Below are 11,745 nucleotides of genomic sequence, written 5' to 3'. Positions count from 1 at the left end.
AGCCCAGTAGATTACCGGGTTCATGCCCTCAAGGTTGCCTAATTAAATAAAGTGTCTAACTTTTTGGGTTCACTTCAAAAACTAAAGGACCCATTATTTGAATAAAATAAATTTACGAATCAAATTGTAATAACCATAAATTATTAAATAAGCCATCAGATAACTGACCGGAGACCAATATATATTCCATTTATCCTGGGTATTCTAATTTACAATACAATTAAAAGCTCCAAAAAACTGTACTTAAGGTAAAGACTAAAAAAATAATTAGAATAGACATTTTTTATAATGGATAATACAAATAAATAAACAGCACAGTATAGGATAAAGACCTAGATTGTAGGGAATTGAGGGTACCGATAATTCCGGAAAATTGCATGGTATTTAGCCTAGTCTTTCTTCAACTATCCTGCCCCTTTAGTTCATTAAGAAAAGCTGCCTTAAAGACAGCTCCGATCTTCAGCTAACGCACCCGTTAGTTCAAGTAGAAGAAGCTTAATAGCTCCGTTTAATACTTAATTTATTAAGAAATACAAAAATTGAAGTCCTCCTTTTTTATTTTTTCAAATGATAAGGTACAGTTGTTACTACCACGTTTCTCCGATACAGTAAGAAGGCCTTAATAAGAAAACTTGATTGATTGTGAAGAATATTGTGCCAGCCTTTTTTAGGAATAAATTGTGGAATGACAACCGTTACCCGATAATTCCCTTCCCTTGCTTTATGCTCTACAGTATCAACAAATTTGGTAAGTGGGTTGATGATACTTCTGTAATGAGAGTGCAGTGTCACCAGTCTTACATCAGGTTGCCATTTCTTCCATTGTTCTTCAAACTTCTTCTCGTCTTCTCTTTCAAATGCAACATACACAGCAATAATTTGTTCAGGAGAAAGAGATTTAGCATAATTTAAGGTATTCTCTACAACATGAGTCATGCCAGCAACAGGCACTATCATAACATTACCGTCAATGGTCACAGATGGTTCACAAGTTGTAAGCCTAAGTTGGTCTCCAACAGCTTCATAATGCTTTTTAATTCGATGGAAGAGAAGGACAATGATAGGTAGAAAAATTAGGATTGACCAAACCTGTGAGAATTTTGTTAAAAAGAACATCATTGTGACCGTGAAACTAATAACAGCACCAATCGTATTAACTATTAGTTTTGGAAGCCACCCCTGAGGCTTCTCACGAATCCATTTAGCCATCATTCCTGTTTGGGACAATGTAAATGGAATAAAAACTCCAACTGCATAAAGTGGGATTAGATGCTCTGTTTCTGCCTGAAAAGCAACAATTAAAAGTATTGAAGCAATACCAAGGATGATGATGCCATTTGAATATCCTAATCGGTCCCCTCTAACTAGAAACATCCTTGGAATAAACTTATCCTTTGCAAGATTCACTGCCAACAACGGGAAAGCCGAATAACCAGTGTTCGCAGCAAGGATTAATATCAATGCTGTAGTTCCTTGAATAAAGAAGTACATGAAATTCCGTCCGAAAGTTTCTTCGGCAATTTGGGAAACAACGGTTACCTCTCCACTTGGAGAAATGCCATAATAATAGGCTAAAAATACGATTCCTGAAAACAGTATGGCAAGCAAGGTTCCCATTGCCATTAATGTTTTAGCCGCATTATTTGGAGCTGGGTCTTTAAAGTTAGGAATAGCATTCGATATGGCTTCAACCCCTGTTAAAGCCGAACTTCCTGAAGCAAACGCCCTTAAAAGAATAAACAAACTGATTCCCGCCACAGGTGTACCTATTGGGGTGTGTAATTCAGGAGAAACTCCTCCAGTTAGAATATTATAAATACCCACACCAATTAATATAAACAACGCAAAAACGAATAAGTAAACGGGGTAGGCTAAAATTGAAGCAGACTCCGTTACTCCTCTTAAATTCAAAATTGTAATAAGAATTACAAATACAATGGCAATTACCACATTATAGTTATGTAAAGTGGGAAAGGCAGATGTTAAAGCATCGGTCCCAGCAGACACACTTACAGCAACAGTTAGTATGTAGTCTACCAATAGGGATCCTCCAGCTATTAAGCCTGAATTTACACCTAAATTGCTCTTTGAAACCACATACGCTCCACCGCCATGAGGATAAGCAAAGATGATTTGCCTATAAGACAATATGAGAGCTGTTAAAAGAATTAATACACCAACTGCGATAGGAATTGAATACCAAAATGCTGCTGCACCTAACGTAATCAATACTATCAAAATTTGTTCAGGACCATATGCCACTGATGATAGAGCATCAGAAGAAAGGATTGCTAATGCTTTCGTTTTGTTAAGTTTCTGTTCTCCTAATTCATTGGATTTCAAAGGTCGTCCAATTAAAAGCCTTTTTATGAATGGAATCATTAATCACGCACCGCCTAATATATCTATTGGTTAATTTTTACCCTTATCAATAGTAATTACTCAAAAAAGAAATAATTTTACATGCATAAAAAAGTGCCTACAAGTCATATTTAATAGACCTGTAGGCACATCACTTTTCGTGTGTCACAAGTTCCACCTTCCTTCTCATTTAACGCTTACGAGGTTAGCTGTCGGATTCGGACCTTTGAGTAGCCCTACCTTGAAAGGATTCACCCCTTGGGTTAAGTAACAACCCACAAAAATGGTTCCCCCGTACCTAATGGTTTCAGCGATTTAGAAATTTGAACTGTGATTATAATACTCCTGTGTTCAGAGAATGTAAATGAATTTTATGTAAAAGATTAAAACCGAGGATAACGGAAATGTTAGTAGTACATATTAGTTCATGCTTTAGTATTTTTGATTTCTAACACGAAAGGAGGATTTACATGTTCAAAGATAATAGTCCCTTTTTATCTGATGAATTTTTAGATGAGTTAGCTAAAGACATTAACCAGCAATATGGAGGTCCCACAAAAGAACAAATTGCAGAACCCATAAACAATGATTAGAATATAAGTCCACAAGAAAGTACCTTTAGATATTGAACTCATACCATTGTGTATGTCCTCACTTTTTCATTAAACTGCCCCGTTAGCCATTCATGAAGCGCAAAAATCAGCGCTTCACCACAGAGAATGAAAATTGGTCTCTATGTCGATAATGTTTTAATGGCTGGCGAAGAAGGTCTTTGAACTATGGTACCTTTGAGCCCATCCGTTAGTCTGACTCCGATGACCACGGTGTACCACCGACTGTCGCGCCCTTTATGGGTAGCACTCATGGGAGATTAATCCTTTTTTGGTCGTCGCGCTAGCCTCTACTTAATTTGCTATAATTGGAGGTTTTTGTTTAACGATTTACCAAACTCAATCAGATCACTCATAAGGCTCAGCCTTTTTTTTAAAAGCGTTTTTACTGGGTCTATTTTATTGTGGTTTTTTCTGGATTTTGTGCTTTTTTAATTTTCATGGGAGTTCGATTCACTTATTTCTAGTATATTCTGGAGTATCACAGAGTGGACATTCCTCATATTGCTTTTCCTTTGCTAGAATAAAGTAAATCCCAAGAATAAAAGTAATTATTAAAATGACACAAATTACCCAAAACATCAAAGGATATTGATAATGTACTGTTACTGTTGTAACTCCTGAATTCATATCTGTTGTTGTTATTGTATTCTTAACAGGGTCATAAAGCATGTCTACTATTAAGTATGTTAGTAAAGATGAAAGAGTAAGAAAAATTCCTATCGCACGTTTCATCATTTTCACCTCCTAAAACCGTTAAACTGTATACAGTTTAACGTAAAAACAAAATCCTTCTTCAACTCCCTCAGTTTATACGACTTTCTCACCAATACTCGCTGAATCGCAGGATTTCATCACCCTTGAATTTAAGTTCACGGTAAAATCATATACATAATGAGCAGCTTCCGGAACATGTAAACGTGGGCTAATCGTTTCCAGACGGTGAATTGGGCGAATTAAAAAAATTATTAAAAATGGAAAAATGAAGTCTAACACCCAAGGACATCTTATAGTAAAATTAGCTATGAAATTAGGGTCCTACAAAATATATTTAGTACTAGAAACAATGGGGGATAATATAATTGAATATGATAAGAGGCGAGTGGAAAAATATTTTCAGCCATCGCAAAACTGGGTTAACATTGATAGTCATTCTTTTTGTACCGTTGCTCTATAGCAGCATTTTTCTATCCGCTTTTAGAAATCCTTATTCTAAAACTGGAGATCTTCCAATTGCAGTAGTAAATGAAGATCTGGGATCAAAATTTTCTGGGCAGAATTTACAGTTAGGAAAAGATTTGGTTCATGATTTGAAACAGAATCACTCGTTTAAATGGAAATTTACCAATAGTAAAGAAGCGTTTAAAGGATTAAAAAATGAAGATTTTTACATGGTAGTCGAAATTCCAAATGATTTCTCTAAAAATGGAGCTACCTTGTTAGATAAACATCCTAGTAAAATGGGCCTGAGATATTACACAAATCCGGGGAAAAACTATACTGCATCAAAGATAGCAACCTCTGGAATTAGTAAAATCAATGAGAAAATATCAAATTCTATCACAAAACAATATGCAGTCACATTATTTAATAGTTTAAATGAAGTAGGCGAGCATTTACAAAAAGCAGCTGAAGGAGCGAATAAAATAGACCAGGCTGCCAACAAAATTACAAATTCCTCCAAAACACTACAAGACCATTTGCAGAGTTTAGCTGCTGGTACCGTCTTATTTAAAGATGGTACACAAAGTTTACGCAATGGAACTCAACAATTTCAAACGGAAATTGGTCAATTGTCTAACGGGGTTCAAACACTTAATAGTGGTATGGATAATTTAGAAAATGGCTTGGGTGTCCTTAACAAAACTGGTGAAAATCTCGCCAAAGGTTCTAAACAATTAGAACAAGGAGCTAATGATCTTAAAAGAAACCTACAGCAGGCACACCAAGGTACAATTGAAATTCAAGACAAAGTTGACCCACTATTAATCGCGTTGGGGGATATATATGAAAGACAGCCTGAAATGATTAGTCAACTGAACTCCTTACAACAAATCCTTCAAGGGCAGAACCAACTAGTTAAAGAACAAAAAAGGATTATCCTTAAAAGCAAAAGTCTTTCTGAGGAAGAAAAACAACAGTTGCTTTTGAATTTGGATACTTTCATGTCTCTTTCCACTGCAGATGATTTAAAACAAGAAATTACGGAATTCGAGTCTACGATGTTAACCGTTTCACAAAATTCACAGCAAGTGCAGAGTCAACTTGATCTGTTTGCAAAAGGACAACTATCGATGTATGAAGGCGCTAATAAATTGGCTGAAGGGCAACATACCCTTAGTTCAAATCTAGGGACATTTAACAAAATGTTAGCCGAAGCACATAGTGGTGCTAACAAATTAACAGATGGAACTCGCGCTGTTTCCGACAGTATATTAAAAATGGACAATGCAAGCAATCAATTTGCAAAAGGGATTGAAAAACTTAACTCTAGTGCCAATCAGTTTAGTGAAGACTCTCAAAAACTTGCAGATGGTTCCGCATCAATATATAAGGGATCTTCCCATCTATCTGACGGAACAGGTCAATTACATTCTTCGTTACAATCTGGTGCTACAAAAGCGAATGAATTGAAAATGAATGATAAAAATTACGACATGTTGTCTAATCCAATAAAGTTGGAACCACACAAAATCAGTGAGGTAAATGAATATGGAGCTGGCTTAATTCCTTATATTTTGTCTATTGGTTTGATGGCTAGTGCATTAATTTTCTCTTCTAGTTATCAACTTAAAGAAACACCGTTAGAACCAACATCCGGGGCTTCTTGGTTCCTCAGTAAGCACAGTGTTGTTATTGTGGTTAGTTTGATTCAATCCATTCTAGCAGTTACTATACTTATCCAGGGGATGGGTCTAGAAGTTAAAAATGCATGGGGCTTATATCTATTTACAATTTTGACGAGTCTTACTTTCCTATCTTTGGCGCAAATGCTCTGCACCATTTTTGGAAAAATAGGACAGATTATTGGATTCATTCTACTCTTATTGCAAATTGGCGGTAGCTCAGGTACATTCCCTATAGCGTTAGCACCTCCATTTTATCAACACATACATGCATTCCTTCCAATGACGTATGCTATAAAAGGATTTCGGGATCTTATCTCGATTGGAAATGATCTACATGATGTATGGAGCTATGCGCTAATGTTAGCCGTGTTTGGATTTGTCTTGAATGCTGGTACTTACTTATTTTTTGTTCTTCAATTAAGACATAAAAAAAGCATCTCTGCCGCTTAAGCAAATCTTTGGTTCTGGTGCAAAAACTTCAAGACAATTGCAATTAATCTCTAAATCTTGGACATACTGATACTATTACTTTTTTCATATTTTACTAATGACTCAGTTGCTTTAGAATAATGTTTGATCAAATTGATACTAATAATCTTGATACACGAACAAAAAGAAAGAGCGTGTTTTGAAAAAAAAAGAATGTTCAAAACACGCTCTTAATATATTCAATTGAATCGTTCTTTTATATAAAAGTTTGATTGATCATTTCTGTGACCCTTATTCAATTAAAGGGCCCTATTGTTGAACAAAGATCAAACAGCACTGTTGAACTAACCTGCCTTTAGCTAAATTAGAATATGGTGGACTTATTTTAGTATGGCCTTTCACGAATATGTTTTCATACAAAAAGGCTGCCGCAGCAACCCCTGTTAATGAACTAAAGCACCTGTTAGTTTAAGTACATTTCTTCACAATTTTTTCAGTAATATTAACATAAATATCCATTGAAAAATCACCTCACCTCTAAGAACTAGTGGTGAGGTGAGATCAATTCAATCAAACTTTACATAATCCCCTTCTTTGATTTGATTCTTTTCAAACCATCAAAGATTCACCTCAATTGCATAATGATAAGAAAGTTCTGGATCATAGGTAGGACAACATTTATCCTCTTTACAAGGCTCCATATCAAGTATTTTTAGAATTTCCCCATCTGAATCAATAAAAGCAATAGATGAAGGAATGAATGTGTTTTTCATCCAAAAGCCACCATATATTTTTTCCGAATACACAAATAACATCCCCTCATTTTCGGGTAATTTTCCAACAAACATTAAGCCCTTTTCTCTTTTTCTTTGAGTATCTGCAACTTGAACGGGTAATCTAGTTTCCCTGTTACCACTGAGTATTTTTATCATTTTTGTTTTTATACTATTTTTCATGTTCACTCACCTTCGATTATTATTATAAGCAGGAAAGAAAATTGCTGTCTTTTTAAAAGAAGTTCATGAGATTGAAATTTCCTTTTTTCGAAAAAACGTCTTTTCCCCTAATAATAAAAAGAAAGAAAGTTGGAGATAAAACGCAAAAAAGAAGAAAAAAATAACTAGGCAAGCTCCTTTTCACTTCACACAAAAAGTTGATAAACCAATCCACGGAATAATCTCCTTCTTGATTCAATTTAAAACTTTATACACAGTTTTAGCCATACCTAGCCCCCATAGAGACTATTAGGCAGAGGTTGCATTTTTAGATATAATAAATGTTACATTCACATACAAAGGAGAAAATAAATGAATAAGGTAGATAAAACACGCGAACTTATTATTCAAACTTCCTTAGCCTTATTTAATAAAAAAGGCTACAGTCAAACTTCTATACAAGATATTATGAAAGCAACAAGATTACCAAAAGGAGCAATATATAGACGATTTGAAAATAAGAACGAAATTGCTATTGCTTCATTCGAATATTCTGTAAGCATTATCTGGAATCATTTTTTTGAAGCTACAAAATCTAAAGTTACAGCAACAGATAAATTAATAGCAATGTGTCATATTTATAAAGATGCTGTTAATAATCCACCTGTTGATGGCGGATGTCCTCTACTTAATACGGCCATAGAAACTGATTTTGGATTTCCAGAACTTCATGATAAAGCTGACGAAGCCCATAATCATACTTTAATTATCATACAATCTATCATTGATGAGGGAATTCGTTCAAAAGAATTTCTTCAAGATGTAGATTCTTATTCTTTAGCATCCTTTTTGTTTTCCACAATAGAAGGCGCCGTTATGGCAAGTCGCTTGTCTTTAAATAATGAACATATGCTTCATAGCATTGGGCAAATAAGTATACTTTTACAGCACTACTCAGAAAAGAACTAGGGGTAATCCTAATACCTCTTGGTTCTTTAGCTTTTTTGTTCACTAAAATTACTAATTAATTTATGAAAAAAGTTAAATGAGCATGTATAATAAACCGGACGGTCCGGTCCGGTCCGGTCCGGTTCGGTCCAATCCTGAAATTTAGCCAAAATACTATGTTTAAAGGAGTGTTCATCATGAAAGTCGCAATCATGCTTTACAATGGGATCACAGCCCTAGATGCAATTGGTCCATACGAGGTATTTGCTGCCGTAAAGGGTATCGAAGTGAAGTTTGTCGCCAAAGATAGGGGTTTAATCAAGCTGGATTCTAAAATGGGGCATTTGCATGCCGATTTGAGTTTTTCTGAAGTTACATCAGCTGATATTCTTGTCGTACCTGGTTGTTGTCCTCCTAACTATAAGTCTAACATGAATGACGAAGACACATTAAATTGGATTCGGCAAATACATGAGACAACGAAGTGGACCACATCAGTGTGTAACGGCTCTCTGATTTTGAGTGCCGCAGGTTTGCTAAATGGTGTGAAGGCAACCAGCCATTGGGGTTCTTATGATCTACTCCATTCTCTTGGTGCAGTCCCAACTGGTGAGAGAGTGGCTCGCCAAGGTAAAATCGTTACAGCCGCAGGTGTCTCCTCCGGCATCGACATGGCCCTCCAACTAATAGCTTGGGAATGGGGGGAAGATATCAGTAAATCTGTCCAACTACTTTTGGAATACGATCCTATGCCCCCGTTTGATTCGGGTTCACCAAAAAAGGCGCCGGCTCCATTGGTAGAACAATTAAGGGTGATGCTTCAAGAGCTTGCAAAACAAGAGCCTGAATTATAAATCAACATATGATAGGAATGAGGGAGACGATTATGATATCCTCTCCTTTGTCCTGTTACTTTATGATTCTAGATAGGGGTCTCGCCACATGTTTATATGGATGTTCGGAATACTCAAAAATGTATACCTGAATTATTTGAATTGAACCACGCATCATTAATTTCGTGTGGTAATGAAGAAACCTTTCAATCTTTTACAACTGTTCCCACATTGCAGTAAAAGAACTTTTGTCCGAATTCTTGAGCTAAGCTCATGCTTACCTCGAAGCCGGTACAATGGGACACTCCAAGGCGTTCAATATTCAATTCTTTCAACGCTTGAATGCTTTTTTCCTTCTGTTCGTCGCTTACGCACCATAAATGAGTGCCGCCGATAACGGTATGAATTCGGTTTTCACCGGTCTTTTGGACTGCATAATTGAGAATATTGACGATGCCTGCATGAGAACATCCTAGAATGACAAACAAACCTTTTTCCGTTTTGATAATAATGGACTGATCGTCCATAACCTGATCTTGGATATAACCTTCTTCCGTCTGCTGGACAATATCGGTATCGCCATGTTCAAAATCTGATAATCGAGGAACCTCACCTGTTAGATAAACATTTGGAGCGATTTCGGTAAATTCCGTGTTGAATTTAAAATTGGCCCCGTAGCTTTCAAGGTCAACTCTAGAAAAAGGGACTCCGATGTATTTATAACCCATCCGAACAAGATATCCTTCTTTGAACAGGTCAGGATGTGCAAAAACATCAACTGTTTTTGCCTCAACTGCCTTTACGGCAGCCAGCAGACCACCAGTATGATCGATATGATGATGGCTCAGTATAATTCCTTTAATACTGGATAAATCTTTTTTGAATACTTTCGCGTTATTGAGCAGTGCTTTACCTTGACCAGTATCGAAGAGATAATTACCATGATCCGTTTCCAAAAAAACAGACCAACCGTGTTCCGCAATCGCTCCCAGGTTACTGAACACACTGTTTTCAGAAAGAACTGTTGCCTTAACCTTCATAAAAACTCCCCCTTAAAGTAGTTTAGATTATAAACTATATGTTCAAAAAAATTATTTCTGCAAAAACTCATTTAGCTTTTGAATGCATTTTTCGAAAATTTCGATCTCCTTTTGGTCTAATTGAGCGCTAAGCTCTTTGTAAAAATTCAGATGTAATTCTTCGTGGACTCGGTAAGCACTTTTTCCTTTTTCAGTAAGTGAGATAATTACCGCCCTAGAATCATCCGGGTGAGGGGAACGCTTAACGAGCTCTTTGCTTTCTAAACGTCCGATAATCTGCGTAACCGCACCTTTCGTTACACTGAGACGGGTGGCCAGTTCACTCATGAGGATACCACCATCGTAACCAATGGCGTCAATCGTGTGAATTTCACTTGGCGTCAAGGGACCTGCGTCTCCAAAGGTGCGGGGATGACGTTCAAGTCGTTGGAGCTGCATAAATAAACGACCTAGATTTCGGCTTCCTGTTTTCATACTATATATGTTGTTTGATTGTTCAGAATTTTTCCTATTCATACCTTTAGTTTAGCTGTTAAACTATTTATTTGTCAAGGGAACCTTTGATCAGCTCGCCAATTACTTTAAATGGCCCGATTGTTTAACAAAGGTCAAACAGCACTCTTCAACTATCCTGCCCCGTTAGTGCCATAAAGAAAAGCTGCCTTAAAGACAGCTCCGATCTTCAGCTATAGCACCCGTTAGTTTAAGTACAATATTTCACAAACTATTAGTAAAGGAACTATTCAGGGCTACGTTATCTTGATGGTAATTCATTCGATGTTTTCTAAAAATATCCAAATCTGCTGATTTTACTTAACTTGTGTTTAGTCTTTTCTTTATATTCACTAAAAACCAAAAAAATGGTAGAATCCCAAAGAGGTGAAATCATTGAAATTTAAGAAGTTTATCATCGGCCTATCATCATTATTAACGGCTTTTGTGTTACTCTTTGTTCTATTGAGATTAATGGGAATACTAATATGGGTGAATGGCGAACCTTTTGATAAATGGATTGCATTAATTGGTTTAATTGCTATGCCTGTTTCTATTTCTATACTATCGAAAAAGATTAAGCTTAATAAAAAGAAAGAAAATACTTTGTTTAATATTGTTGTTTTTGCTAATTTCCTTTACTTATTAGGGTCGTTTTCCATTTTATCCGAAAACTATACTTTTATTAAAAGTGATGAATACCTTTCTTTTCCTTATGTTATACATGAAAAGGAACCATTTCAATGGCCTAAAGATGAGTATAAAAGTAAGTATACATTTTACAGTTCTTTGAATTCATTTATTTATGTAAAAGATTCAGTCAAAAAGGGAAATCACGGCCTGAGTGAACATGCTCGTTATAGTGATTATAAAGTTAAAGTTATAAGTGGAAGCCTCTACATTACATGGAGTGGTGGATCAATATTCATACGATAAAAGGAAGAAGGATATTTCCCTCTCCCTTTTTTATTTGAATTGAGGAGATTCTCTTTTTCAACTATCCTGCCCCTTTAGTTCATTTTAAATGATGGTGGGATTTAAGCTACTTGAAAAGGATAAATGAGATTAATTTCTTTTTTATCCTTTCCAGTTCCTTTGTTCCTCCACATTTTGTTTTAAACGACACAAAAGACATGTTAGCCTTATGCAACTATCCTGCCCCTTTTTAGCTCCATAAGAAACTTCTATGGCGGCGATTCTCGCCGCCACCATCTAGCACGAAAACCTGCTCTTTACCCAAAAATAAA

At 36.0% G+C, this 11,745-nt stretch carries 10 protein-coding genes and 1 riboswitch; of the genes, 5 read left to right on the top strand and 5 right to left on the bottom strand.

Annotation, left to right across the window (positions count from 1 at the left end):
• Positions 1–555 precede the first annotated feature (555 nt).
• Positions 556–2,382 (bottom strand): APC family permease, encoded by a 1,827-nt coding sequence (locus ACFX4X_RS24145; protein ID WP_377387187.1) that lies wholly within the window; start codon positions 2,380–2,382, stop codon positions 556–558.
• A 157-nt stretch (positions 2,383–2,539) separates the two neighbouring features.
• Positions 2,540–2,684, bottom strand: a riboswitch (cyclic di-AMP (ydaO/yuaA leader).
• Between the two features lie 147 nt (positions 2,685–2,831).
• On the opposite strand from ACFX4X_RS24145, the gene ACFX4X_RS24140 reads away from it, so the two are divergent.
• A complete protein-coding gene (locus ACFX4X_RS24140) occupies positions 2,832–2,954 on the top strand; it encodes a bacitracin ABC transporter ATP-binding protein (RefSeq protein ID WP_284471188.1) in 123 nt (40 codons plus the stop codon).
• A gap of 471 nt (positions 2,955–3,425) precedes the next feature.
• Here ACFX4X_RS24140 and ACFX4X_RS24135 read toward each other — a convergent pair whose 3' ends face one another.
• Positions 3,426–3,707, bottom strand: a complete 282-nt coding sequence (locus ACFX4X_RS24135) for a hypothetical protein (protein WP_377387185.1) — start codon at positions 3,705–3,707, stop codon at positions 3,426–3,428.
• Positions 3,708–4,060: 353 nt separating this feature from the next.
• On the opposite strand from ACFX4X_RS24135, the gene ACFX4X_RS24130 reads away from it, so the two are divergent.
• On the top strand, positions 4,061–6,271 hold the full coding sequence (locus ACFX4X_RS24130; RefSeq protein ID WP_377387189.1) for a YhgE/Pip family protein: 2,211 nt from the start codon (positions 4,061–4,063) through the stop codon (positions 6,269–6,271).
• Positions 6,272–6,867: 596 nt separating this feature from the next.
• Here the strand turns inward: ACFX4X_RS24130 and ACFX4X_RS24125 are convergent.
• A complete protein-coding gene (locus ACFX4X_RS24125; protein WP_377387182.1) occupies positions 6,868–7,206 on the bottom strand; it encodes a DUF192 domain-containing protein in 339 nt (112 codons plus the stop codon).
• 351 nt (positions 7,207–7,557) lie between these two features.
• On the opposite strand from ACFX4X_RS24125, the gene ACFX4X_RS24120 reads away from it, so the two are divergent.
• Together ACFX4X_RS24120 and ACFX4X_RS24115 are read left to right on the top strand one after the other, a co-directional pair.
• Positions 7,558–8,154, top strand: coding sequence for a TetR/AcrR family transcriptional regulator (locus ACFX4X_RS24120; protein ID WP_377387179.1), 597 nt, complete (start codon positions 7,558–7,560; stop codon positions 8,152–8,154).
• A gap of 176 nt (positions 8,155–8,330) precedes the next feature.
• Complete coding sequence (locus ACFX4X_RS24115; protein ID WP_137020917.1) at positions 8,331–8,987, top strand: DJ-1/PfpI family protein; 657 nt, start codon at positions 8,331–8,333, stop codon at positions 8,985–8,987.
• Between the two features lie 185 nt (positions 8,988–9,172).
• Here ACFX4X_RS24115 and ACFX4X_RS24110 read toward each other — a convergent pair whose 3' ends face one another.
• Both ACFX4X_RS24110 and ACFX4X_RS24105 read right to left on the bottom strand, forming a co-directional pair.
• Positions 9,173–10,006: an MBL fold metallo-hydrolase gene (locus ACFX4X_RS24110; protein ID WP_305161778.1), complete on the bottom strand. Its 834-nt coding sequence runs from the start codon at positions 10,004–10,006 to the stop codon at positions 9,173–9,175.
• 51 nt (positions 10,007–10,057) lie between these two features.
• Positions 10,058–10,444: a MarR family winged helix-turn-helix transcriptional regulator gene (locus ACFX4X_RS24105; RefSeq protein ID WP_283918330.1), complete on the bottom strand. Its 387-nt coding sequence runs from the start codon at positions 10,442–10,444 to the stop codon at positions 10,058–10,060.
• Positions 10,445–10,894: 450 nt separating this feature from the next.
• On the opposite strand from ACFX4X_RS24105, the gene ACFX4X_RS24100 reads away from it, so the two are divergent.
• On the top strand, positions 10,895–11,434 hold the full coding sequence (locus ACFX4X_RS24100) for a hypothetical protein (RefSeq protein WP_377387175.1): 540 nt from the start codon (positions 10,895–10,897) through the stop codon (positions 11,432–11,434).
• Positions 11,435–11,745: the final 311 nt, after the last annotated feature.

The organism is Peribacillus sp. YIM B13481, from assembly GCF_042787985.1.
In the GTDB taxonomy this organism is placed as follows: domain Bacteria; phylum Bacillota; class Bacilli; order Bacillales; family DSM-1321; genus Peribacillus; species Peribacillus simplex_A.
This window is presented reverse-complemented; position numbering and strand designations above follow the sequence as displayed.

Bases quoted from the DNA above. Each gene is read 5' to 3' on its own strand.
- ACFX4X_RS24145 (WP_377387187.1), bottom strand. From the start codon at position 2,382: ATGATTCCATTCATAAAAAGGCTTTTAATTGGACGACCTTTGAAATCC.
- ACFX4X_RS24140 (WP_284471188.1), top strand. From the start codon at position 2,832: ATGTTCAAAGATAATAGTCCCTTTTTATCTGATGAATTTTTAGATGAG.
- ACFX4X_RS24135 (WP_377387185.1), bottom strand. From the start codon at position 3,707: ATGAAACGTGCGATAGGAATTTTTCTTACTCTTTCATCTTTACTAACA.
- ACFX4X_RS24130 (WP_377387189.1), top strand. From the start codon at position 4,061: ATGATAAGAGGCGAGTGGAAAAATATTTTCAGCCATCGCAAAACTGGG.
- ACFX4X_RS24125 (WP_377387182.1), bottom strand. From the start codon at position 7,206: ATGAAAAATAGTATAAAAACAAAAATGATAAAAATACTCAGTGGTAAC.
- ACFX4X_RS24120 (WP_377387179.1), top strand. From the start codon at position 7,558: ATGAATAAGGTAGATAAAACACGCGAACTTATTATTCAAACTTCCTTA.
- ACFX4X_RS24115 (WP_137020917.1), top strand. From the start codon at position 8,331: ATGAAAGTCGCAATCATGCTTTACAATGGGATCACAGCCCTAGATGCA.
- ACFX4X_RS24110 (WP_305161778.1), bottom strand. From the start codon at position 10,006: ATGAAGGTTAAGGCAACAGTTCTTTCTGAAAACAGTGTGTTCAGTAAC.
- ACFX4X_RS24105 (WP_283918330.1), bottom strand. From the start codon at position 10,444: ATGCAGCTCCAACGACTTGAACGTCATCCCCGCACCTTTGGAGACGCA.